The organism is Massilia sp. P1_C10 (genome assembly GCF_056406475.1).
In genome coordinates, this window is record NZ_JBFUAC010000002.1 from 639,820 (window position 1) to 664,236 (window position 24,417).

19 protein-coding genes are annotated in these 24,417 nt (G+C 64.7%); 9 read left to right on the plus strand and 10 right to left on the minus strand.

The features are described 5' to 3' along the window. Positions 1 to 85: 85 nt before the first annotated feature. Complete coding sequence (locus AC1D02_RS07245; protein ID WP_477315185.1) at positions 86 to 919, minus strand: 3',5'-nucleoside bisphosphate phosphatase; 834 nt, start codon at positions 917 to 919, stop codon at positions 86 to 88. A gap of 63 nt (positions 920 to 982) precedes the next feature. Next, positions 983 to 1,861: an alpha/beta fold hydrolase gene (locus AC1D02_RS07250; RefSeq protein ID WP_477315187.1), complete on the minus strand. Its 879-nt coding sequence runs from the start codon at positions 1,859 to 1,861 to the stop codon at positions 983 to 985. A 145-nt stretch (positions 1,862 to 2,006) separates the two neighbouring features. On the opposite strand from AC1D02_RS07250, the gene AC1D02_RS07255 reads away from it, so the two are divergent. Both AC1D02_RS07255 and hslO read left to right on the plus strand, forming a co-directional pair. Then, positions 2,007 to 2,531 (plus strand): gamma carbonic anhydrase family protein, encoded by a 525-nt coding sequence (locus AC1D02_RS07255; protein ID WP_477315189.1) that lies wholly within the window; start codon positions 2,007 to 2,009, stop codon positions 2,529 to 2,531. 3 nt (positions 2,532 to 2,534) lie between these two features. Beyond that, the gene (gene hslO, locus AC1D02_RS07260; protein WP_477315191.1) at positions 2,535 to 3,488 is read left to right on the plus strand and encodes an Hsp33 family molecular chaperone HslO; all 954 of its coding nucleotides are present in this window, start codon (positions 2,535 to 2,537) and stop codon (positions 3,486 to 3,488) included. A gap of 57 nt (positions 3,489 to 3,545) precedes the next feature. Here hslO and AC1D02_RS07265 read toward each other — a convergent pair whose 3' ends face one another. Then, the gene (locus tag AC1D02_RS07265) at positions 3,546 to 3,878 is read right to left on the minus strand and encodes a hypothetical protein (protein ID WP_477315193.1); all 333 of its coding nucleotides are present in this window, start codon (positions 3,876 to 3,878) and stop codon (positions 3,546 to 3,548) included. 692 nt (positions 3,879 to 4,570) lie between these two features. Here AC1D02_RS07265 and AC1D02_RS07270 point away from each other — a divergent pair. Continuing rightward, positions 4,571 to 7,333, plus strand: a complete 2,763-nt coding sequence (locus AC1D02_RS07270) for a TonB-dependent receptor domain-containing protein (RefSeq protein WP_477315195.1) — start codon at positions 4,571 to 4,573, stop codon at positions 7,331 to 7,333. Between the two features lie 56 nt (positions 7,334 to 7,389). Next, positions 7,390 to 8,232: a DUF3108 domain-containing protein gene (locus tag AC1D02_RS07275; RefSeq protein WP_477315197.1), complete on the plus strand. Its 843-nt coding sequence runs from the start codon at positions 7,390 to 7,392 to the stop codon at positions 8,230 to 8,232. Between the two features lie 126 nt (positions 8,233 to 8,358). On the opposite strand, the gene ftsB is transcribed toward AC1D02_RS07275, so the two are convergent. The 4 genes from ftsB to AC1D02_RS07295 all read right to left on the minus strand — a co-directional run bounded on the left by ftsB (position 8,359) and on the right by AC1D02_RS07295 (position 12,677). Beyond that, the gene (gene ftsB / locus AC1D02_RS07280; RefSeq protein WP_477315199.1) at positions 8,359 to 8,712 is read right to left on the minus strand and encodes a cell division protein FtsB; all 354 of its coding nucleotides are present in this window, start codon (positions 8,710 to 8,712) and stop codon (positions 8,359 to 8,361) included. A gap of 44 nt (positions 8,713 to 8,756) precedes the next feature. After that, positions 8,757 to 10,040: a phosphopyruvate hydratase gene (eno, locus tag AC1D02_RS07285; protein ID WP_477315201.1), complete on the minus strand. Its 1,284-nt coding sequence runs from the start codon at positions 10,038 to 10,040 to the stop codon at positions 8,757 to 8,759. 91 nt (positions 10,041 to 10,131) lie between these two features. Beyond that, positions 10,132 to 10,986, minus strand: a complete 855-nt coding sequence (kdsA, locus tag AC1D02_RS07290; RefSeq protein WP_477315203.1) for a 3-deoxy-8-phosphooctulonate synthase — start codon at positions 10,984 to 10,986, stop codon at positions 10,132 to 10,134. After that, positions 10,983 to 12,677, minus strand: a complete 1,695-nt coding sequence (locus AC1D02_RS07295) for a CTP synthase (RefSeq protein ID WP_477315205.1) — start codon at positions 12,675 to 12,677, stop codon at positions 10,983 to 10,985. Before AC1D02_RS07295 ends, kdsA begins: the two co-directional genes overlap by 4 nt. Before the next feature lie 291 nt (positions 12,678 to 12,968). Between AC1D02_RS07295 and AC1D02_RS07300 the strand changes: the two genes are divergently transcribed. The 3 genes from AC1D02_RS07300 (at position 12,969) to AC1D02_RS07310 (ending at position 15,678) form a co-directional block, all read left to right on the plus strand. Continuing rightward, a complete protein-coding gene (locus tag AC1D02_RS07300; protein ID WP_477315207.1) occupies positions 12,969 to 14,144 on the plus strand; it encodes a YjgN family protein in 1,176 nt (391 codons plus the stop codon). A gap of 7 nt (positions 14,145 to 14,151) precedes the next feature. Then, a complete protein-coding gene (locus AC1D02_RS07305) occupies positions 14,152 to 15,201 on the plus strand; it encodes a M48 family metallopeptidase (RefSeq protein WP_477315209.1) in 1,050 nt (349 codons plus the stop codon). 75 nt (positions 15,202 to 15,276) lie between these two features. Next, complete coding sequence (locus tag AC1D02_RS07310) at positions 15,277 to 15,678, plus strand: PRC-barrel domain-containing protein (RefSeq protein WP_477315211.1); 402 nt, start codon at positions 15,277 to 15,279, stop codon at positions 15,676 to 15,678. A 122-nt stretch (positions 15,679 to 15,800) separates the two neighbouring features. Here AC1D02_RS07310 and AC1D02_RS07315 read toward each other — a convergent pair whose 3' ends face one another. Then, the gene (locus tag AC1D02_RS07315; protein ID WP_477315213.1) at positions 15,801 to 17,120 is read right to left on the minus strand and encodes an amidohydrolase; all 1,320 of its coding nucleotides are present in this window, start codon (positions 17,118 to 17,120) and stop codon (positions 15,801 to 15,803) included. A gap of 159 nt (positions 17,121 to 17,279) precedes the next feature. On the opposite strand from AC1D02_RS07315, the gene AC1D02_RS07320 reads away from it, so the two are divergent. Further along, the gene (locus AC1D02_RS07320; RefSeq protein WP_477315215.1) at positions 17,280 to 18,953 is read left to right on the plus strand and encodes a methyl-accepting chemotaxis protein; all 1,674 of its coding nucleotides are present in this window, start codon (positions 17,280 to 17,282) and stop codon (positions 18,951 to 18,953) included. A gap of 42 nt (positions 18,954 to 18,995) precedes the next feature. On the opposite strand, the gene AC1D02_RS07325 is transcribed toward AC1D02_RS07320, so the two are convergent. Further along, on the minus strand, positions 18,996 to 22,169 hold the full coding sequence (locus AC1D02_RS07325; protein ID WP_477315371.1) for an error-prone DNA polymerase: 3,174 nt from the start codon (positions 22,167 to 22,169) through the stop codon (positions 18,996 to 18,998). A 454-nt stretch (positions 22,170 to 22,623) separates the two neighbouring features. Between AC1D02_RS07325 and AC1D02_RS07330 the strand changes: the two genes are divergently transcribed. Continuing rightward, the gene (locus AC1D02_RS07330) at positions 22,624 to 23,148 is read left to right on the plus strand and encodes a hypothetical protein (protein ID WP_477315217.1); all 525 of its coding nucleotides are present in this window, start codon (positions 22,624 to 22,626) and stop codon (positions 23,146 to 23,148) included. Positions 23,149 to 23,473: 325 nt separating this feature from the next. Here the strand turns inward: AC1D02_RS07330 and AC1D02_RS07335 are convergent, their stop codons facing one another. Further along, complete coding sequence (locus AC1D02_RS07335; RefSeq protein WP_477315219.1) at positions 23,474 to 24,313, minus strand: PhzF family phenazine biosynthesis protein; 840 nt, start codon at positions 24,311 to 24,313, stop codon at positions 23,474 to 23,476. Positions 24,314 to 24,417 lie beyond the last annotated feature (104 nt).

Here is a 24,417-nt window from a genome sequence, read left to right on the forward strand (position 1 = left end):
CGTCGTTCCTGCGAAGGCAGGAACCAATGCCGACCATGCTAAGCAATGACAGCAAGATAAGGGTGCTACACGGAAAATTCAAGTGCTAGAACCAGTCGTGCCAGACCGGCGTCACATTCGACGGCAGCGGCGGCAGCAACGCAAACTCGGCGCGCGACTCGCCCGGCGCGTGGAAATCGGTGCCGCGCGAGGCCAGGAAGCCGTAGCGGCGCGCCAGTTCCGCATAAATCGGATACTGGTCCGGAGTGTGGCTGCCGGTAACCACTTCGATCGCCGTGCCGCCCATCTGCTTGAACTCGTCGAACAGCGCGCCCTCTGCCACCGGGGAAAATTTGTAGCGGCCCGGGTGCGCGATAACGGCAACGCCGCCGGCCGCCTTGATCCAGCCGACCGCCTGCTCCAGCGTGGCCCAGCGGTGCGGCACGTAGCCCGGCTTGCCCTCGGTGAGGTATTTGCGGAACACTTCCGGGATGGTGGCGCAGACGCCGATCTCGATCAGGTAGCGGGCGAAATGGGTGCGCGACATCAAGTCCGGGTTCCCGACATATTTGAGCGCGCCCTCGTAGGCGTTGGGGATGTCGGCCGCCGCCAGCTGTTCGGCCATTTCGCGACCGCGGGCGTCGCGGCCGCTGCGGGTCGCTTCGAGGCCCTGCACCAGCACGGGGCTGGTGTCGTCGATGCGCAGGCCAACGATGTGCACGGTCTGGTTGGCCCAGGTGATCGAGATTTCGACGCCGGGGATGAAGCCCATGCCGATCTGCGCGGCAGCGGCGCGCGCGGCGGGAATGCCCTTGACCTCGTCGTGGTCGGTGAGGCCCCAGACGTCGACGCCCGCCTTGTGCGCGTACTGCGCCACTGCCGCCGGCGACAGGACGCCGTCGGACACGTTCGAGTGGCAATGCAAATCTACATTCAGCATGGGGAACCGGCGAATTGACGAAGGTGTCATTGTACGCCGAGTGGCGACTCGAAGGCGCCGGGTCTACTTGGCCAGGAAGGCCTCGATCAGCCGCGCCAGTTGCTCCGGCTGGTCGTGGTGCAGCATGTGCCCCGCGTCCGCCATCATGTGACACTCGACATCCTTCAAGTGTCCGAGGCGGCGGTCGATCTCGATGCGCGCCTGCGGCTTCGGCCCCATCCACTGCCACATATTGGTGTCTTCGGCCTCGACCCACATCACCGGCGCCGTGATCGCGCGCCAGCACGCCATCACTTCCTCGATCCGGTACAGGGTCGGCGTCGGCTGCTTGTGCGCCGGGTCGCCCAGGATCTCCCACTCGCCGGCATCGTTCGGCGCCGACCAGTGCGGCGCCAGGAAGGCCGCGCGCTCGTCCGACAGGCGCGGATTGGTCTTCTGCAGCCGCGCGGCGACCGCCGCCACGCTCGGATACGTGCGCATCTCCGGCGGCTGGCGCAACGCGTCGAGCCATTTCGCATACTGGCGCGGCGCCTGCTCCGGCGTGGTGGCCGGCATTCCGAAGCCTTCCAGGTTGATCAGCCGGCGCACGCGCTCGGGCCGCACTCCGCCGTAGATGCCGGCGACGTTGCCGCCCATGCTGTGGCCCAGCAGGTTGACCGGCGCCCGCGGCGAATAGTGATCGAGCATCGCATCGAGGTCGCCGATGTAGTCGGGGAACCAGTAGGTGTCGACGTGGGCGCGCTCGGTCAGCCCGAAACCGCGCCAGTCGGGCGCGATCACGTGCCAGTCGCCGGCCAGGTGGTCGGCCACGAACTGGAACGAGGCGCCCACGTCCATCCAGCCGTGCACCATGAAGATGATCGGCGCGCCTTCGCTGCCCCAGTGGTGCACGTGGGTGCGCAGGCCGCGGATGGGGACGAATTCGGAACGGGACGGTTTCATGGATGCCTGGTGAGATAAAAGTACGACCGTTCGAATTATACCCCGCTGTTGAATTCCCGCAGGGCGCCCCCAATTGCGGTGATCGGGCCGGCTGGCTGCCCGAGGCGTAAAATAGCGCCATTCCAATAACTCCTTCCCACACACTATGGCTATCTACCAACTCGGAGCCGACGCGCCCCAGATCGACCCGACCGCCTGGGTGGCCGACACGGCCAGCCTGATCGGCAAAGTCACGCTCGGCGCCAACGCCACCGTGTGGTACGGCGTGACCCTGCGCGGCGACAACGAGCGCATTTCGATCGGCGCCGACAGCAACGTCCAGGAAAACACCGTGATGCACACCGACATGGGCTACCCGCTCGACATCGGCAAGGGCGTCTCGATCGGCCACATGGCGATGCTGCACGGCTGCACCATCGGCGACGGCTCGCTGATCGGCATCCAGGCGGTGATCATGAACGGCGCGAAGATCGGCAAGGGCTGCCTGGTCGGCGCCGGCGCGCTGGTCACCGAGGGCAAGGAATTCCCGGACAACACCCTGATCCTCGGCAGCCCGGCGAAAGCCGTGCGCACGCTGGCCGAGACCGACATCGCGCGCCTGCGCGACATCGCCGACGGCTACGTCAAGCGCGGCAAGATGTACCAGGCGGAACTGAAAAAAATCGGATAACACATGACCCAAGACACCAAAGACACCCTGCAAAAATTCATCTTCGACAACGCCGCGGTGCGCGGCGAGTTCGTCGAAATTTCCGACACCTGGCGCGAGATCCAGGCGCGCCACAACTATCCGGCGGCCGTCAAGACCGTGCTGGGCGAGATGGTGGCGGCCGCCGCCCTGCTGTCGGCCAACCTCAAGTTCAACGGCGCGATCATCATGCAGATTCATGGCGACGGGCCGGTGCGCCTGCTGGTGGTGGAGTGCGACTCCGACCTGCGCCTGCGCGCCACCGCCAAGCTGGCGCCGGACGCCGTGGTGGCTGATGGCGCATCGCTGACCGACCTGCTGAATGTCAGCGGCAAGGGCCGCTTCGTGATCACGCTCGACCCGGTGGAGAAGATGCCGGGCCAGCAGCCTTACCAGGGCATCGTGCCGCTGGACGGCGAGGACATGGCGACCGTCATCGAAAACTATATGCTGCGCTCGGAGCAGCTCGACACCCGCCTGTGGCTGGGCGCCGACGACGGCGTGTCGCGCGGGCTGCTGCTGCAAAAGCTGCCGCGCCACAGCGGCAAGGACGACCAGGTGGTGCAGGCCAGCGAAGAGGACGACCTCGAGACGTGGAACCGCGCGGTCACGCTGGCGTCGACGCTGAAGCAGGAAGAACTGCTGGCGACCGACATCCAGACGCTGATGAACCGGCTGTTCTGGGAAGAGACGATCCGGGTGTTCGAGCCGGCGCATCCGCAGTTCCATTGCAGCTGCACGCGCGAAAAAGTCGGCAATATGCTCAAGATGCTGGGGCAGGCGGAAGTGGAAGACGCGCTGGCCGAGCTGGGCCACCTGGGCATCAACTGCGATTTCTGCGGCAAACACTACGAGTTCGACAAGGTCGACTGCGCGCAGCTGTTTGCGACCGAAGCGCCGATCGAAGCGCTGATGCCGGCCAGCGAAGTCAAACACTAAACCACGACGGGGGCTGGTCCCGCGGGGCGATGGGGACGCCGAGTCCCCATTCTAATTTCACCACTCGTATTTGTCGTCGCGCAGCACGCGGATGGCGACCAGCTTCTCTTCCGACAGTCCGGCGAGATCCTCCTCAGTGACTCGCCCTTCAGCCAACAGGATGGTAAAAACAAACCGCAGTTGGGAATAGCGGTAGTCGTACTTTGCGACGAGTTCGCGCTGCTTCTTCTTCAAGTAATCTTCGATTTGCCATAAATCCTCGAAGTCCTTCGCGTTGGCCGCCTTTTGCTTAAATTCTTCCAGTAACGCTGCCCGTTCGCGCTGGACGGCAGCGTCGAACGCGCGCCGTGCGATTTTTTTCTCTTTGTCGCTCCAATGATCTAACGCCATCAACTTGTCCTTTGTAAACATGTATGTTGGTTGTGTTCACTGAGGGTCGCGCGGCATCCGGGGCATACCGTGCCACTTCCATAACCGCGATGATGCCACGACCGGCCCTCAAACGGGAGATCGACAGCCATCGGGCCGGAGGCCGAATTACTTTTGGTGATGGACGAATAGCCGAGACAATATTTGGCTATACAAGCTAAATGTAAGCAAACGTAACAAAAAATGCCTAGTTTATATTGCGGCGCAGCAGCCCATCTCAGTTCGTTAAAAAAGCACGATCGATTTATTCGTGCAAATACAATTTTCGACGATGACAATTTTGCCGAGCACTGCTTGCGCCAACTTTAGTTCAATATAAAATATAAAAACACTAAATCGTTTCGGTAAAAACATGCATATACAGCGTTCGCGATGTATAACTTTTCGAGCGCCCGGCCGAGTTGACACGTCATCTCACCGGTTTGTAAGATGAACCGAACTTGCGCAGTGCAACAAACGCAAGCTCACGCCTGAAAACATCCAGGTTGGTTTTACGTCGAAAACGAAGTACTGGTCACCGGCAGCGCCCGCCCTACCCTGGCAATCGCGCCGCCGTCGCCCCACGCATCAATTTCCCGAGTAGCCAACGTTTTCGCCGCGCGGCCAAAAGCCTCGGCGCGGCCCTGACACATCCATCCAATCGGGACACCACCATGACTCAAGAAAAAATTATCGCGCGCTCGCTGCGCCTGATGTTCGCCGGCAGCCTCGCGCTGGGCGCAATCGCCGCCCAGGCGCAAACGGCCGAAGCGCCCATGCAGCGCGTGCAGATCACGGGTTCGTCGATCAAGCGCGCGCAAGCCGAAGGCGCGCTGCCGGTGCAGACCCTGACCCGCGAAGACATCCAGAAGCTCGGCGTCACCAACACCGAACAGCTGCTCACCTCCATCAGTTCGAACACGCTGGTCGGCGCGACCAACGCCGCCCAGGGCGCCGGCTCGTCCACCTACGGCGAATCGACCGCCAGCCTGCGCGGCATCGGCGCGTCCAAGACGCTGGTGCTGGTCAACGGCCGCCGCCTGGCCAACTACGCCACCGACGGCACCGCGGTCGACGTCAACTCGATCCCGCTCGCGTCGGTCGACCACGTCGAAGTGCTGAAGGACGGCGCCTCCGGCGTGTACGGCTCCGACGCGATCGGCGGCGTGATCAACTTCATCCTGCGCGATAACTTCCAGGGCGTCGAAGCGAGCACCTACGCCAGCGGCACCAAGGACGGCGGCGGCTCGACCGGCAAGGCCAGCATCATCGCCGGCTTCGGCGACTTCGACGAAGACCGCTACAACATCACCGTGTCGGCCGACGTCGGCAAGGACAACGCGCTGTACGGCCGCCAGCGCCGCTACGCCCAGAACAACTGGACCAACGACGGCCGCTTCGACAACAGCGCGACCCCGAGCGGCAACCTGACCACCTTCGTGCCGACCACGCAGGCCAACGCGATGGGCTACGTGCCGAACACGCTGGCGAGCCTGGGCAGCTCGATCGGCAATCCGCTCTCGCCGGACAACTGCGCCGTCAACGGCAGTGCCTTCGACGCCAACTTCGGCGCGAACACCGCCTGCCGCTACAACTCGGCGCCGCTGGTGCCGCTGGCGCCGCAAGTGGCGCGCGCCAACCTGGCGGGCAGCTTGCGCGTCAAGCTGAACGACAGCGCCGAACTGTTCATGGAGGGCTTCCACTCGCGCCAGAAGACCGTCACCATCGAGCAGGCTTCCCCATACAGCAACAGCTTCCTCGAGAGCGACACCGCCTTCGCCAAGCAGAACGTGTACCCAGCGATCATTCTGGCGCCGAGCAGCCCGTTCTACCCTGCCGCCTACATCGCGGCCAGGAAGCCGTCCGAAGCCGGCAAGCCGGTCACGGTCAGCTACCGCGCGGTCGATGCCGGCGGACGCTCGCATGAAGACGTCGCCGACCAGACCCACCTGGTAATCGGCGCCCGCGGCGCCATCAAGGGCTACGACTACGATGTGGCCTACACCCACAACGCATCCGACGTCACCGAGACCACCACCGGCGGCTACCAGAACAACGTGCAACTGGTTCAACTCCTGAGCAACAACCCGGCGTTCAATCCGTTCACCCAGTACCAGTCGCCTGCCCTGAGCGCGCAGATCCGCGCCACCAACTACAACGGCCAGATGGTCAACTCGACCCTGACCAACGACTCGCTGGCCGCGCGTGTTTCGGGCGACCTGTACCAGCTGCCGGCCGGCGCCGCCAAGTTCGCGCTGGGCGCATCGATCAGCGACGAGAGCCTGAAGTTCAACCCGAGCGTGGCCTACCAGTCGGGCGACATCTCGGGCTACGGCGGCCAGGCGCTGCCGCTGTCGGCATCGCGCAACTCGCAGGCCCTGTTCGGCGAAGTCATCGTGCCGGTGCTGAAGACGCTCGAAGCCGACCTGGCTGTGCGTACCGACCGCTACCCGGACGCCAAGGCGACCAATCCGAAGATCAGCCTGCGCTACCAGCCGGTGTCGCAGCTGCTGGTGCGCGCGTCGTACGGCAAGGGCTTCCGCGTCGCCGCGCTGCCTGAGCTGAACACCCCTGTATCGACCGGCACCACCGCCACCTTCGTCGATCCGGCGACCGGCGAGCGCGCCCAGTTCAACACGATCTACGGCGGCAACGCCAACCTGAAGCCTGAGAAATCGGAGCAGTCCTCGGTCGGCTTCGTCATCGACCCGGTCAAGGGCCTGTCGGTCGCGCTGGACTTCTGGAAGATCAACGTGAACAACCTGGTCACCACCTTCGATCCGGAGTTCCTGGTCGACCAGGCGGCAGCGGGCGTTGCGGCGTACCAGCCGTTCGTGCAGCGCGACGCCAACGGCAACATCGCGAAGATCGTCAACACCAACATCAACGCCAACTCGCTCAAGACCCAGGGCATCGACCTCGACGTGCGCTACGCACTGCCGAAGAGCGCCACCTTCGGTAACTTCAGCACGCGCCTGAACGGCACCTACGTCAGCAAGTTCGACGAGACGCTGATCGACGGCACCGTGCAGAAGAGCGTGGCGGCGACGCTGACGCCGGACGGCCAGAAGCTCAACGCGGTGGCCAACGGCGGCATCATCTTCCGCTGGAAGCACCAGCTGTCGTTCGACTGGAAGTACAAGGCGTATGGCCTGAACCTGACGCAGAACTATCAGTCGGGCTACGCCGACAACGTGCGCGCCGATTCCGAGAACGGGACCGACGCCCAGCACGTCGGCGCGTTCTCGACCTGGGACCTGCAGGGCACCTTCACCGGCTTCAAGAAACTGGTGGTGCGCGCCGGTGTGAAGAACCTGTTCAACCGTCAGCCGCCCGCGGCGATCACGGCGGGGCAGTACTTCCAGAGCGGTTACGATCCTAGCTACTACGACGCCCACGGCGCCACCGGCTACCTGAGCGCGACCTACAAGTTCTAAGTTATTTGAATCGGGGTCTGGTCCCGCAGACCTGATCCTGTTTTCTGAAAGGCCCCATGCTCGCGCACGGGGCCTTTTTTTCAATGCATACGCGGTTTCGCGCGACGCAAGCAAAATACAATGTTGTTTTTAACCAGGGCACAGGACATATGCACAAGCCAGGTTTCAAACTCCTCCTCGCCGCCATCGCCGCGGCCACTTCCCTCCATGCCGGCGCGGCGATTACCAAGGTCGATCTCGGCACGCCGCTGCCGCGCTTCGCGCTGCTGCACGAAGGCACCCACCACTATCTGCGCTACGTGAAATCGGGCGACAGCAATGCGCCGATCGACATTTGGGCGCGCACGGTCAAGTTCGAGACGAACGCGCTGCACATCACGCAGCGATGGGATGGCGTCAACCCGCCATCGACGCGGACCTTCGACTCTTGGTTCGATAGTGGAACCTTCCGTCCACGCACGCACGAGCGCGTGAGCGAGCGCGAAGGGAAGCGATTGGTGGAAGGGTTCGCGTTCGCCCCGGACAAGATCACCGGCATTAAAGAGCTGGCCGAGAATACCCACAAGGATCTCTCTGTCGACTCGCCGGAGCCGACGTTCAACTTCGAGACCGATATCGAGACGCTGCAAACACTGCCGCTGGCGGCCGGCTACGAAGCCAGCATCAACTTCTATCATCCCGGCGGAAAGTCGGCGCCGCAGCGCTACCTGTTCAAGGTGACGGGATCGGCGCGCATCGCCGGACCGGGCGGTCCGGTCGATTGCTGGGTGGTGACGACCGATTACAACCGGCCGGGCGAGCCGTCGACATTCTGGTTCGCGAAGGCTACGCAGCTGATGGTGCGCCAGGAGAGTCCGATGGGCGGCGGGAAGGTGCTGGTCAAGACGCTGATCGATTGAAAACGGGGTCAGGTCCGCCGGATCTGGGAGGAGTCGAGCCTTGCAAGGCCCGACCGTTGCGCAGGAGCGAAGCTTCGCTTCGCTAAACCCCTGCTACACCCCCGAATTTGCCGCAGCCGTGTGAATTTAGTGCGCCGACTTTGCGGCCCCTGGCTTCTCGGGCGGAGGCGCCGGCAGCGCCGTCTTCGACACCGTCGGCTTGCCGTTTTCGTCGAGCACCTGGACGAAGATTTCGTTCGACTTGATCATGCCGAGCTCATAGCGCGCGCGCTCCTCGACCGCGCCGGTGCCGTCCTTCAGGTCGCGTACTTCGGAGTCGAGCTTGGCGTTGCGCGCCTTCAGTTCTTCGGTCTTTTTGCGGCTCTCGGCAACCTGGGTCTCGAGGTCGGCCACTTTCAGCCAGCCGCCCTTCTTCCCCAGCCACAGGGGATACTGGATCAGCAGCAGCAAGGCACAGAGGGCAAGCGTAATCAGGCGCATGGATGTGGAAACCGGCCAGGTTGACTGGCCGGTTGCAGGTTAATTTACTTCAGATTGTAGAACGCGTCGCGGCCCGGGTAGCTGGCGATGTCGCCCAAGTCTTCCTCGATGCGCAGCAGCTGGTTGTACTTGGCCATGCGGTCCGAACGCGACAGCGAGCCGGTCTTGATCTGCAGCGCGTTCATGCCGACCGCGATGTCGGCGATGGTCGAGTCTTCGGTCTCGCCCGAACGGTGCGAAATCACCGCGGTGTAGCCTGCGCGCTTGGCCATTTCGATCGCGGCGAAGGTCTCGGTCAGGGTGCCGATCTGGTTGATCTTGATGAGGATCGAATTGGCGATGTTCTTCTGGATGCCCTCTTTCAGGATCTTGGTGTTGGTGACGAACAGGTCGTCGCCCACCAGCTGCACCTTCTTGCCCAGCGCGTCGGTCAGGATCTTCCAGCCGTCCCAGTCGCCTTCGGCCATCGCGTCTTCGATCGAGATGATCGGGTACTTGTCGCACCAGGTCGCGAGCATGTTGGTGAAGTCGACCGCCGACAGCGCCATGCCTTCGCCCGACAGGACATACTTGCCGTCCTTGTAGAATTCGCTCGCGGCGCAATCGAGGCCCAGCGCGATCTGCGTGCCCGGCTCGTAGCCCGCTTCTTCGATCGCCTGCATGATCAGCTTGATCGCTTCTTCATGGTTGGCCACCGACGGCGCGAATCCGCCTTCGTCGCCGACCGAAGTGGCCAGGCCTTTCGAGTGGAGGATCTTCTTCAGCGTGTGGAACACTTCGGCGCCGTAGCGGATCGCTTCCTTGAACGACGGGGCGCCCACAGGGATGATCATGAATTCCTGGATGTCCAGGTTGTTGTCGGCGTGCGCGCCGCCGTTGATGACGTTCATCATCGGCACCGGCATCTGCATCGCGCCGGAGCCGCCGAAGTAGCGGTACAGCGGCAGGCCGGCTTCTTCAGCGGCGGCCTTGGCGACCGCCATCGACACGGCCAGCATGGCGTTGGCGCCCAGGCGGCTCTTGTTCTCGGTGCCGTCGAGGTCGATCAGGGTGCGGTCCAGGAACGCCTGCTCGTTGGCGTCCAGGCCCATGATCGCTTCGGAGATTTCGGTGTTGATGTTCTCGCAGGCCTGCAGCACGCCCTTGCCGAAATAGCGCTTCGGATCGCCGTCGCGCAGCTCGATCGCTTCGCGCGAACCGGTCGAGGCGCCGGACGGCACCGCGGCGCGGCCCATCACGCCCGATTCCAGCAGCACGTCGCACTCGACGGTCGGATTGCCGCGCGAATCGATAATTTCGCGGCCGATGATGTCAACGATAGCACTCATTTTTCTAATCTCCGAAGGTAGGTAATCTTTTTAAGCGCAGGCAAAAAAAGGGTCTGACCCCGCGGGGTCAGACCCAGGTTTCGCGGGTATCTCAGGCAAAGCTGGTCTCGAGGAAGCCGGCCTTCTTGACCACGCGGTCGATATCGACCAGCGTGGACAGCAGCTCCTTCATGCGTCCCAGCGGCATCGCGTTCGGGCCGTCCGACATGGCGACCGCCGGATTCGGGTGGGTCTCCATGAACAGGCCGGCGATGCCGGCGGCGACCGCGGCGCGCGCCAGCACCGGAATGTGCTCGCGCTGGCCGCCGGACGAGGTGCCCTGGCCGCCTGGCAGCTGGACCGAGTGGGTGCCGTCGAACACGACCGGGCAGTTCGATTCGCGCATGATGGCGAGCGAACGCATGTCCGACACCAGGTTGTTGTAGCCGAACGAGACGCCGCGCTCGCAAGCCATGAAGTTGTCTTCATTGACGCCGGCGGCGCGTGCAGCGACGCGCGCCTTGTCGATCACGTTCTTCATGTCGCCGGGCGCGAGGAACTGGCCCTTCTTGATGTTGACCGGCAGGCCGGTCTGGGCGCAGGCGACGATGAAGTCGGTCTGGCGGCACAGGAAGGCCGGGGTCTGGATCACGTCGACCACCGCGCACACGGCCGGCAGTTCTTCGATCGTGTGCACGTCGGTCAGGACCGGCACGCCGATCTCGCGCTTGACGTCGGCCAGGATCTCGAGGCCCTTTTCCATGCCGGGGCCGCGGAAGGTGCTGCCCGACGAGCGGTTGGCCTTGTCGAAGGACGACTTGTAGATGAACGGGATGCCCAGGCTGGCCGTCAGTTCCTTCAGCGTGCCGGCGGTGTCCATCGCCATCTGGCGCGACTCGATCACGCAGGTGCCGGCGATCAGGAAGATCGGCTGGTCGAGGCCGACGTCGAATCCGCAAAGCTTCATGCTGCATCTCCTTGCAATGCCGGTTCCGCCACCGTGGCAGCCGGCTTTCCGGCGCCCGCGCTCTTGTGCGCCAGCGCCGCCTTGATGAACGACGAGAACAGCGGATGGCCGGCGCGCGGCGTCGACTTGAACTCGGGGTGGAACTGCACGCCCATGTACCACGGGTGCGCGTGCGCGCCCTGGCGCGGCAGCTCCATGATTTCGCACAGGTCTTCGGTCGGGGTGCGTGCGGACACGATCAGACCGGCCTGCTCGACGCGCGCGAGGTAGTGGTTGTTCGCTTCGTAGCGGTGACGATGGCGCTCGGTGACGACGCTGCCGTAGATTTCGGCGGCCAGCGTGCCCGGGTTGACCGCGCAAGCCTGCGCGCCAAGGCGCATGGTGCCGCCGAGGTCGGAGCGCTCGTCGCGCTTTTCCACCTTGCCGTCGTGGTTCTGCCACTCGTTGATCAGGGCCACGACCGGCTGGTCGGTGTCCGGCTCGAACTCGGTCGAGTTGGCGTTGACCATGCCCGCTTCGTGGCGTGCGTATTCGATCAGCGCGACCTGCATGCCGAGGCAAATGCCCAGGTAAGGCACCTTGTTCTCGCGCGCATAGCGGGCGGCCATGATCTTGCCTTCGACGCCGCGCTTGCCGAAGCCGCCCGGCACCAGGATCGCGTCGTACTTGGCCAGGTGGGCGCAGCCCTTGGTCTCGATGTCTTCCGAATCGAGGTACTCGATGTTGACGCGGCTCTCGGTGTGGATGCCGGCGTGGCGCAGCGCCTCGGTCAGCGACTTGTACGACTCGGTCAGGTCGACGTACTTGCCGACCATGCCGATGGTGACCGATTCCTTCGGATGCTCGAGCGCGTGAATCAGCTTGGTCCACACAGACAGGTCGGCCGGCGGCGCTTCGAGGCCGAGCGCTTCGAGGATGATTTCGTCGAGTCCCTGGTCGTGCAGCACCTGCGGCACCTTGTAGATGGTGTCGACGTCCCACACCGAAATGACGGCCGCTTCCTCGATGTTCGAAAACAGCGAGATCTTGGCGCGCTCGTCGTCCGGGATCGGGCGGTCGGCGCGGCACAGCAGCGCGTTCGGCGAGATGCCGATCTCGCGCAGCTTCTGCACGCTGTGCTGGGTCGGTTTGGTTTTCAGTTCGCCGGCCGAGGCGATGAACGGCACCAGGGTCAGGTGCACGAAGGCCGACGACTTGCGGCCGGCGCGCAGCGACAGCTGGCGCGCCGCTTCGAGGAAGGGCAGCGATTCGATGTCGCCCACGGTGCCGCCGATTTCGACCAGCGCCACGTCCGCGCCTTCGGCGCCGCGGTAGATGTAATCCTGGATCTCGTTGGTGATGTGCGGGATCACCTGGACGGTCTTGCCCAGGTACTCGCCGCGGCGCTCCTTGCGGATCACCGATTCGTAGATCTGGCCGGTGGTGAAGTTGTTCACCTTTTTCATGCGGGTGCTGATGAAGCGCTCGTAGTGGCCGAGGTCGAGGTCGGTTTCGGCCCCGTCGTCGGTGACGAACACTTCGCCATGCTGCAATGGACTCATGGTGCCCGGATCGACGTTGATGTACGGATCGAGCTTGAGCATGGTGACTTTGAGGCCGCGCGATTCGAGGATCGCGGCGAGAGAGGCGGCGGCAATCCCTTTTCCAAGGGAAGACACGACGCCACCGGTGACGAAGACAAATTTGGTCATTGCAGATAGTGCCGAACGGCACGTGCGGGAAATTGAAATTATACCTTAAACCGGGCAAGACTTCCGCATGCCGGGGCAAAAATCCAAGCCCGGGGCGCCGCGCGCCAGCAATGGCGGTGCCGCCAAGGCAGGCTCAACACCACGCGCCGGCTCCGCGACAGGGAACGTGGCTCTTTGGCTACAGCAAGAATTTTAATTCAGCAATATTACTTAAAATTAATTATTCATCTGGCAAAGTTAAACGATCATCGCTAGAATCCATTCCCATTCTTCGATAACGAGGACCAAACGATGCAAGCTCTTTCGGAACCAGTCGACGCGGCCAGCCCGGCGCCCATGGCACCCGCCGCGAACGACGGCGATCCCGCCACCGAGACGCTCGGCTTCGCCTTCACCGGCAGCGGCCAGGAATACTTCCGCATCTGGATCGTCAACCTGATGCTGACGGTCGCCTCCCTGGGCATCTACTCGGCGTGGGCGAAGGTGCGGCGCCTGCAGTACTTCGACCGCAATACGCAACTGGCCGGCGCCACCTTCGATTTTCGCGGCGATCCGAAGGCGATCCTCAAGGGCCGTGTGCTGGCCGTGGTGCTGTTCGCGTCCTATCAATACGCGTTCGGCTTTTCGGCCGAGGTCGGACTGACGGTGTTCGGGACGCTGCTGATAGCGTTGCCCTGGTTCATGCGCAGCGCGCTGCGCTTCCGCCTGCACAACACGCAGTATCGCGGATTGCGCTTCGATTTCAGCGGCTCGGTCGGCGGCGCCTATCGCGCCTACCTGCCGCCGCTGGTGACGTTCCTGCTGCCCGGCGTGCTCCTCGCGCTCATGCCGGGAAGGCTGACCGGCCTGTACGCCTTCCTGCTGTATGTCGCCTGGCCCCTGATGTACGGCGCGATGAAAGGCTATCAGCAGCGCCACCTCGAATTCGGGGCCGCCCCGGCTAGCTACACGCTGCCGGCGCGCCGCTTCATCAAGCCCTTCCTGATCGCGTTTCTGATCGCGCTGGCCGGCATGCTGGTATTGATGACGGCGCTCGGTATCACTTCCTTCGCCTGGACCAAACTGGCTGGCGGCACGTCCAAGAGCAGTTGGATGATGATGGTTGTGCCTTTCCTCGGCGCGCTGCTGGCCGTCTACACGCTGTACCTGCTGGCCGGCCCTTACCTGCAGGCGCGCTATACCAACCTGGTGTGGTCGCACACTGCCTTCCCTGGTCTCGAGATTCGCAGCACGATGCGCGCGCGCGAATTCGTCCGGCTGCAGACCGTGAACGCCGTGCTGACCCTGCTCACGCTGGGACTGTTCCGTCCTTTCGCCGCAGTCCGGGTCTATCGCTACCGGGTCGAACACCTGGCGGTGCATGGCGGCGCCAGCTTCGAGCAGCATATCGCCGCGGCAGCGCGCAAGCCTGCCAGCGCCGCGGGCGACGGCGCGGCCGATTTCGGCATGATCGATCTTTCGTGGTGAGGACGCGATGATTACAGCAAACTACTTTGACGGCGTCAGCGCCCGCCTGCATGCGGTCGAACTGAAGCCGGGCGACGGCGCGCTGGTGGTAATGGGCGCCGCGCTGGCCAAGGAATACCGCTTTGCCGACGTTACGCTGGCAGAACCGTTCGCGCGGGCGCCGCGGGTGCTATACCTGCCGGACGGCGCGCGCTGCGAAGTGGCCGACGCTGCGGGCGGCCAGGCGCTGGCCGACGCTCTCGGCTTCCGTCCTTCGACGGTGATGCGGTGGCAGCAGCGCTGGCCGGCGGCGCTGGCGGCGCTGGTCATGCTGATCGCCATCGGCGCCGCGATCGCGATCTGGGGCATCCCCGCCGCGGCCGAGCGAATCGCCGCTTCGGTGCCGCCGGAGTTCGACCAGAAGCTCGGCCAGACCGGCCTGCGCGCGCTCGAGCGCGGCATGATCGAGCCTAGCCGCTTCAGCGAACCGCGCATCGCGCAGATCCAGCGAGTCATGGCGTCGATCATGCCGGCGCACCCGCGCATTCCGATCCGGCTGCTGGTGCGCGACTCGCCGCGGCTGGGCGCGAATGCGCTGGCCCTGCCCGATGGCACCATCATCATTACCGACAACATGGTGCGCGCCATCGCGCGGGAGAACAACGACGAATTCACGCCGTCCCAAAAAGCCGCGCTGGCCGGCGTGCTGGCGCATGAGATTGGCCACGTCGAGCATCGCCACACCGTGCGCGTGCTGGCCCGCTCATCGCTGACGGCGGCCGCCTCAGCGGCATTGTTCGGCGATTTCAGCGCCGTCGCCGCCGGCGTGCCCGCACTGGCGGTCAGGATGCGCTACTCGCGCGACATGGAGACCGACGCGGACGACTTTGCGGCGGCCAGCTTGCGTGGCGCGGGCATGCCGACGGCGCCGCTGGCGGATCTGTTCGACGTGTTCGAGGCGGTCAATTCAAAAGATCCATCGGCCGGCTTGCCCGGCTGGCTGCGCACCACCGCCAGCTATGCGGCCAGCCATCCGGAAAGTGGCGAACGGGCCAGACGGATTCGCGCGGCGCGCTGACGGTCCAGTGTGCGCGAGCGAACAGACCCGTTTGCGCGGGCGGGCCATGCTGTCTCTTTTACCACGGAGGCCAACATGTCCTATCTGAATCGCGACACGCTCGGAATGTATTCGAACAAGAACCACAAGGGCCCGGGCCCCGAACTGATGGGCGCCGACACCCTGATCGGCGACCACGTCCACAACCTGAAGGACGAGCACCTTGGCGAAATCAAGGAAATCATGCTCGACATGCGCAGCGGCAAGATCGCGTATGTGGTGATGTCGAGCGGCGGCGTGCTGGGCATCGGCGACAAGCTGTTCGCGGTGCCATGGGCGGCGCTGACGCTGGACACCGCCAACCATCGCATGACGATGAACATGGACAAGGCGAAAATCGACGCCGCGCCTGGCTTCGACAAGGACAACTGGCCGAACATGGCCGACCAGACCTGGGCCAGCCAGATTCACGGCTACTACGGCACCAGCGGGGTGTAAGACGCCGCAGAAAAATGGGGTTAGGTCCGCCGGACCTGACCACGCCTTTGCGTGCCGCGGTTTCCGGCGTCGGGCGCCGTACGCATGCCGGGCTGCGGTCGCGCGGACCAGCCCCCCATTTCTTACTTCTTGCTCGCAAACAGATCCAGCAGGATCGCGGTCTCGGCCTTGATGGTGTTGGTGACCGTCGGCTTGAAGTCCGGCGCCCACTGCGGCGAGTGCGTGCCAGGCAGCGGCTTGCCGGCCTTGTTGGCGGCCGCCAGGCGCGCCGCGTCGACCGCGCCCACGTGCAGCAAGACCGCCTTCACGCCCGGCTGCATGCCGTACTGCGAAAAGTCTTCCGACGTCATCTTCGATGGCATCTCCTTCACGAACTCGGGACCCACCGCGCCCTGCACCACCTTCACCATGCGGCCCACCAGCTCCGGATCGTTGTAGACCGAATCGGTACCCGGCTGGACTTCCACCAGCGGCTCCTTCGGCGCGCCGGCGGCAATCGCCTCGCCCTTCGCTTCACGCGCAATGCTCGCCAGCACGCGCGCGCGCACTTCCGGCTTGAAGGTGCGCACCGACAGCTGCAGCTTGACCTGGTCCGGAATGATGTTGGCCACGGTGCCGGCATGGATGCTGCCGACGGTGATGACGACCGGATCGAGCGGATTGTTCTCGCGCGAGACCAAGGTCTGCAAGGCCAGCACGAGGCGCGACGCCATCACGATCGGGTCGCGCGTTTCGTGCGGCACCGCGCCGTGGCCGCCCTGGCCGAACATGGTGATGTTGACGACGTCCGACGAAGCACGGAAGGCGCCGGCGTGGTACATGATCGTGCCCGAGGGACCGCTCGCGTCGTCATGCATCGACAGCGCGTAGTCGGGCTTCGGGAAGCGCGTGAACAGGCCGTCCTTGAGCATCGCGGCGGCGCCGGCGACGGTCTCCTCGGCCGGCTGGCCGACCAGCATCAGCGTGCCGCTCCACTGCTTGCGGTTTTCCGCCATCAGCTTTGCGGTGCCGTACCAGGCCGCCATGTGCAGGTCGTGGCCGCAGGCGTGCATCACCGGGGTGGCCTCACCGGCGGGGTTCCTGGTGGTCACGCTGCTGGCGAACGGCAGGCCGGTTTTTTCCAGCACCGGCAGGGCGTCGATCTCGGTGCGCAGCATCACCGTGGGACCGGGCCCGTTGCGCAGCAGCGCGACGACGCCGGTGCCGCCGACGCCGGTGGTCACCTCGAAGCCCAGTTCCCTGGCCAGCTGCGCCAGCCTGGCGGCGGTCTTGTGCTCGTTGAACGCCAGTTCGGGCGCGCGGTGCAGTTCCTGATACAGCGATTCGACAGCGGGATATGAGGCGTTGAGCTGGTCCGCCATGGCTTTCGGCAGCGGCGCGCTGTGGGCGGCGCCGGCGGCGGCCAGCGCGAGGGCGAGAATATTACGGCTGATGGGTGTCATGGGAGCGCTATCAATAAGGGTGGGAGGAAATGATGTGCATCTGCAACATTTGGGGGCATACAATTGAATAAATTCTATCAGGAAATGAATGTTGCCGTATAACACTGTAGAATGACGCCCTCAAAGTTTGGCAAGAATGCCACATTATAGGGAATTACCATGTTTTCGATGTCTAATATGAAAGTCGGCACCCGCCTGGCCTTGGGTTTCGCGCTGATTCTGGCGATGACGGCGTTCATCGCCGTGGTAGGCATCTGGCGCCTGAACGGCGTGGCCGCCTCGACCCACGTCATGATGGACCAGCCGCTGACCAAGGAGCGCCTGTTCACCGACTGGTACGGCCAGAACTTCGGCGCGATCCGCCGCACCGCCGCCATCATGCGCAGCAGCGACCCGTCGCTGGTCGCCTATTTTAAGGAAGACGCCGCCGTCACCGCCCAGCAGGTGATCGAGCTGGTCAAGCAGGTCGAGCCGATGATCCAGGAGCCGGACGAAAAAGCGTTGTACGCGAAGATCATCGCACAGCGCAAGATCTACATCGAGGCGCGCGAAGCGGCGCGCAAGGCCAAGGCCGACGGCGACAACGAAGCCGCCGTCAAGATTCTCGACGAAGCCTACTCCCCGCGCGCCAAGGTGTACCAGGACCTGCTGATGGAGATGGTCAAGCTGCAGCGCAGCCATATCGATGCGACCGCCAAAGCGATCGACGTCACCGCCCGGTTCAGCACCACGCTGATCGCCGTCCTCGCCGCGGCCGCCGTCGCGGTGGGCGTGGCCGGATCCTGGCTGCTTACCGTGGGCATCACGCGCCCGATCCGCCAGGCGGTGACGCTGGCCGAGACGGTCGCCGCGGGCGACCTGACCCACGCCATCAGCGCCACCGGCAAAGATGAAACCGCGGCGCTGCTGCGCGCCCTGGGCCACATGGCCGACAGCCTGGTCAAGATCGTCAGCGAAGTGCGCGGCGGTACCGAGTCGATCACCGTCGCAGCGGACGAAATCAGCGCCGGCAACCACGACCTGTCGGCACGCACCGAGCAGCAGGCCAGCTCGCTCGAAGAGACCGCGGCGTCGATGGAAGAACTGACGTCGACGGTCAAGCAGAACGCCGACAATGCGCGCCAGGCCAACCAGCTGTCGTTGACGGCCTCGGATGTCGCCGCACAGGGCGGCGCGGTGGTCGGCCAGGTCATCGTCACGATGGGATCGATCAACGAATCGGCGCGCAAGATCGTCGACATCATCGGCGTCATCGACGGCATCGCGTTCCAGACCAATATCCTCGCGCTGAACGCGGCGGTCGAAGCGGCGCGCGCCGGCGAACAGGGCCGCGGCTTTGCCGTGGTGGCGTCGGAAGTACGCACGCTGGCGCAGCGTTCGGCGGCGGCGGCCAAGGAAATCAAGACGCTGATCGGCGACTCGGTGCAGAAGGTCGATGCCGGCGCCAGGCTGGTCGACCAGGCCGGCGCGACGATGGAGCAGGTGGTGTCGAGCATTCGCCGCGTGACCGACATCATGGGCGAGATCACGCTGGCGAGCCAGGAGCAGACCGACGGCATCGAGCAGGTCAACCAGGCGATCGGCCAGATGGACCAGGTGACGCAGCAGAACGCGGCGCTGGTGGAAGAGTCGGCGGCCGCGGCCGAATCGATGCAGCAGCAGGCGCGCAAGCTGGCGCAGGTGGTGAGCGTGTTCAAGCTCGATCGTTCGGCTGCCAGGGTGGCGCCGGTGCTGAAGGCGGCGGCGCGTCCCCCGCGCGTGGCGCCGGTGGCGCGCGCGATCGCCGCGCCGAAGCGCACCGCGCGCGCCGGCGACGACTGGGAAGAGTTCTAAACCAGCTTGTCGTTCCTGCGCAGGCAGGAACGACAAGCCCCATCAGCAGAAGTCGCGGCTTTGCGTGCCCAGGCGCCCCAGCAAATGCGACATGTCCACCAGCCGCTTGGCCACCAGGTGGCGCACTTCCCCTTCCCTCTGCCAGATCCCATACACGCCCAACAAGGGCGCGCGCAGCACTTCGCGGCGCTGCTCTTCGACCAGCTTGGGCCAGACGATCAGATTGATGTTGCCCGTCTCGTCTTCCAGAGTCATGAACAGCACGCCCTTGGCGGTCCCGGGCCGCTGGCGCACCGTGACGATGCCGCAGGCGCGCGCCAGCTGGCCGTTCTGGTAATCGTTCAACACCGCCGCCGGCATGAAGCGCTGCTTGAGCAGCTGCGGGCGCAGCAGCGCGAGCGGATGGCGCCCCAGCGTCAATCCCTGCGAGCGGTAATCGCCGACGATCTCGTCGCCCTCGGATGGCGCGCGCAATTGCGGCGCCTCTTCCTGCGGCGTGGTCGGGCGCAGCAGGTCCTTGTCGGGCACCGCGCCGACCGCCTGCCACAGCGCCTGGCGCCGGTTGCCGGCCAATGAGGCGAGCGCGTTCGACGCCGCCAGCACCTGCAGGTCGCCGCGATCCAGCCCCGCCCTGCGCGCCAGGTCGGCCACGTCGCTGAACGGGCGGATCGCGCGCGCGTCCTCGATGCGCGCCGCCACTTCGCGGCTCATGCCGCGCTGCAGCGACATCCCGAGCCGGACCGCCGGCTGGCGCGTGCGCGTGTCGTCGTATTCTTCGAGCGTCGAATCCCAGTCGCTGACGGCGATGTCGATCGGCCGCACCTCGATGCCGTGGCGGCGCGCGTCCTGCACCAGCTGCGACGGGCTGTAGAAGCCCATCGGCTGGCTATTGAGCAGCGCGCACAGGAAGGCGCCCGGCTCGTGGCGCTTCATCCACGCGCTGGCGTAGGCGAGCAGCGCGAAGCTGGCGGCGTGCGATTCGGGGAAGCCGTATTCGCCGAAGCCCTGGATCTGGGCGAAGATCGACTCGGCGAATTCGAGCGTGTAGCCGCGTTCGAGCATGCCGCCGACGATGCGCTCATAGTATTTCTCCAGCCCGCCCTTGCGCTTCCAGGCCGCCATCGCGCGCCGCAGCTGGTCCGCTTCGCCCGGCGTGAAGCCGGCCGCGAGGATCGCCACCTGCATCACCTGCTCCTGGAAGATCGGCACGCCGAGCGTGCGTTCGAGCGCCGCGCGGATCTCGGGCTTCGGATAGACCACCTCCTCCAGGCCCTGGCGCCGGCGCAGGTAAGGATGCACCATGCCGCCCTGGATCGGGCCGGGGCGCACCACGGCCACCTCGATCACCAGGTCGTAGAAGATGCGCGGGCGCATCCGAGGCAGCATGCTCATTTGCGCGCGCGACTCGATCTGGAATACGCCGACCGTATCGGCCGCGCACATCATGTCGTAGGTCGGCGTGTCGTCGTGTGGGATGTCCTGCATCTCGAACACGGTGCCGTGGCGCGTGCTGATGAATTCGAGGCCGCGGCGCAGCATCGACAGCATGCCCAGCGCCAGCACGTCGACCTTCATCAGGCCCAGCTCCTCGAGGTCGTTCTTGTCCCACTGGATCACGCTGCGTTCGGCCATCGCGGCGTTCTCGATCGGCACCAGGCGTGACAGCTTGCCCTGGGCGATGACGAAGCCGCCCGGATGCTGCGACAGGTGGCGCGGGAAGCCGAGCAGCTGCTGCGCCAGCGTGGCCCATTGCTGCGCCAGGTCGGACTCGGGATCGAGGCCGCTCTCGGCGAGCCGGTTGACCAGGTCCTGCTTGCTGTCGAACCAGTGGTGGGTCTTGGCCACCTTCTCGACGATGGCCAGGTCGATGCCGAGCGCGCGGCCGCTGTCGCGCAGCGCGCTTTTCGGCCGGTAGCTGATCACCACCGCGGCCAGCGCGGCGCGGGTGCGGCCGTACTTGTTGTAGATGTACTGGATCACCTCCTCGCGGCGCTGGTGCTCGAAGTCGACGTCGATGTCGGGCGGCTCGTTGCGCTCCTTCGAGATGAAGCGCTCGAACAGCAGGTTGGCGCGGGCCGGATCGACCTCGGTGATGCCGAGGCAGTAGCACACCGCCGAATTGGCGGCCGAGCCGCGGCCTTGGCACAGGATGTTGTTCGAGCGCGCGAACCGCACGATGTCGTAGACGGTCAGGAAGTACTGCTCGTAGCGCATCTCGCCGATCAGCGCCAGCTCGTGTTCGAGCTGCTGCTGCACCTTGGCCGGGATGCCCTCGCGGAAGCGCCGGTGCGCGCCGATGTAAGTCTCGCTGCGCAGGTAGCTGGCCGCGGTCTGGCCGGCCGGGATCACCTCGTTCGGATATTCGTAGCGCAGCTCGTCGAGCGAGAAGGTGCACAGGCGCGCGATGCGCAGCGTTTCGGCCAGCACCTCGGGCGCGTAGATGTTGGCCAGGCGCAGGCGCGCGCGCAGGTGCTGCTCGGCGTTCTGGGCCAGCTGGTAGCCGCATTCGGCCACCGGCTTGCCGATGCGGATGGCCGACAGCGTGTCCTGCAGCGGCTTCCTCGACCGGACGTGCATGCACACGTGGCCGATGGCGGTGATCGGCAGCGCGTGCTGCCACGCCACCTCCTCGATGGTGGCGCGGTGGGCGTCGTCGTAGGCGCGGTGCAGCAGGTTCAGGCCGATCCAGGCGCGGCCGGGAAAGGTCGCGGCCATCCACGCGGCCTGCGCGTGCAGGCGGTCGACGTCGGCGGCGTCGTGGCCGGGATAGGCCGGCAGCAGGATCGCCAGGCAGTCGGGCATCTGCTTCAGGTGGGCGTGCGCGGGCGGCGGCGCTGCGAAATCGGCGGGCGTGAGCAGGTAGGTGCCCTTGTCGCCGCGGGTGCGGCCGATGGTGATCAGCTCGGACAGGTTGCCGTAGCCGTTGCGGTTCTGCGCCAGCAGGATCAGCGACAGCGCGGGTCGGCCGTCTGGATGCTGCAGGTGGAAGTGGGCGCCGACCAGCAGCGGCAGCGCCGCCTTTTTGGCTTCGGCATGGGCGCGCACGACGCCGGCGAGCGAACATTCGTCGGTCAGCGCCAGCGCCGAGTAGCCTAGCTGGACGGCGCGCGCGACCAGCTCCTCGGCGTGCGAGGCGCCTTGCAGGAAAGAGAAATTCGACAGGCAGAACAGCTCGGCATAGTCGGGCAGGCCGGTCACGGGCGGGAAGGCGGGCATCGGAAGCAAGAATACTGTATATAAACACAGTATATCCTACGGGTGCGCCGACACAAGGATTCTCCCCCCCCGGGGTCAGACCCGCCTTTTATTCGTCCGACGCGCCGGTTATTTTCGAAAAACCGCGGCGCCCCATTTCAGACCCATTTTTTATTCGTCCAACGCGGCGATTATTTTTGAAAAAAACGGGTCTGACCCCGATTTTACTCCCCGGGGTCAGACCCGCCTTTTCTTCGTCCGATGCGCCGGTTATTTTCAAAAAACTGCCGCGCCCCATTTCAGACCCATTTTTTATTCGTCCAACGCGGCGATTATTTTTGAAAAAAGCGGGTCTGACCCCGATTTATTGATTCGTCCAACGCCGCGATTATTTTTGAAAAAAAGCGGGTCTGACCCCGATTTTATTGATGCAATGTTGCTATAATTTCCAAACAAAAACATTAACCAAAGGTAAATGATGAAACTGGTAAAAGCGCTGGGCCTAGCCGTGTTGATCGCCGCTTGCAATGCCTCGTCTGGCGCGGCGCCCGCCGCCGGGCCGGCCGTCATTACCAACGGCCACGTGCGCGCCGTTACCGATTTGATGGCGGCGATGCAGATGGAGAAAATGATGCGTTCGGTGACCGGCGCCAGCCGTTACGCCAGCGAGCAGCAGCGCGCGGCCGTCTACGCCAGGATCGACAAAACGCCGAAGGAGCAAATCTACGCCCGCCTGGCGTATCCGCTGGCCCGCACCATCAGCGCCGAAACAGCCACCGAAATGGCGCGCTTCTATTCATCGAGCTACGGCAAGAAGCTGCTCAACCAGAGGTATAACAGCCGGCCGACCTATGGCGAGCCGGCCCGCCCCACTGCCTCTGCCGCCGAACGCGCGGACATGCAGCGTCCGGCATTCATCAAGGCCAGCAAGGCCCTGGCCGATGCCGAAGGCGTAATCCGCCACGAAGGCTTCGTGCTGCTGCAGGCGATAGCGAGGTAATCGCCGCCATAACATGGTGTAGGTCGGACAAGCTAGTCGGATAACTTGGCCGATGGTGAACTTGGTCTTCGGCGCGACGCATACGTGAACGCCAGTCGGCCGCGGCCTTGGCGTCGTAGTGCATCAGCGGAGCCGGCGGGCCGTCAAAGGTGCCCAGCGAACACCTTCAACGTGCATCCGACGGAGCAGGATCCGAACCAGACCGACAACGGCTTCAAGTATGAGAGCGTGCAGTTTGGCCTGAACGGCATGTCTGCTTCGCGCGCCTCTGGCACAAGTTCTAAGGACGCAGGCGGGGTCTGGCCCTGCGGACTGCCCCCATCTTTTACCAGGCAAGCTCGCCCTTCCCAAGCAAGATCACCCTTCCGCCCACCTCCACCTTGCCCTGCTCCACATCCAGCGTCAGCACGCTCGGCCGATTGATCGACGTCGCCTGGCGCACGATCGCATGCAGCGGCCGACCGTCCTGTGTCAGCAGCCACCACGCGCCAAGGTTCGCGCACGCAGAACCGGTGCCTGGATCCTCGCTGATGCTGCTCTCGCCCGGCATCCAGAAGTAGCGGCACTCAAAGCCCTCCGCGGTGCGCGCGAACACATAGGTCTTCGGCTGCCCGGCCGTGTTGCGGCTGAACCGCGCCATCAGCGCGGCCACCGGCCGGCATGCGTGCACATGCTCCACCGACGCGAGCTCGATCACCGGCTGCTCGGTGCCGCAGTCCATCCAGTATGCCGGCCCGACGATGGCCTCCTCGGACAATCCGAGCATGGCGGCCAGTTCGGCGCGCGTGGCCTCCATCGGCCGATGGGTGGCGGCGTTCGCCGACAAGGTCCAGCGGCCGTCGCGGCGGCGCACGGGAATTACGCCGCCTTTCATCTCAAGGCTGAAACTCTCCCCGGCATCCAGCAGATCGCTGACAACCTGCGCAGATCCCAGCGTCGGATGGCCGGCGAACGGCATCTCGTAGCTGGGGGTGAAAATCCGCACGCGCGCCGCGGCGACGGCCGACGGCAGCAGGAACGTCGTTTCCGACAGGTTGAACTGACGCGCGATCGCCTGCATGTCGGCGTCGGACAGGCCGGCGCCGTCCTCGATGACGGCCAATGGATTGCCGCCGAAAGTCGTTTCGGCGAAGACGTTCAGGATCTGGTAACGGACGCAGGGCATGCTGGCATTCCTTCCGAAAATGTGGGACTGCCATGTTGCCACAACTGCGCGAGGTCAATGGTCCGGACCATGCCCCCCGATAAGCTGGACGAGCGAAGGAGAAC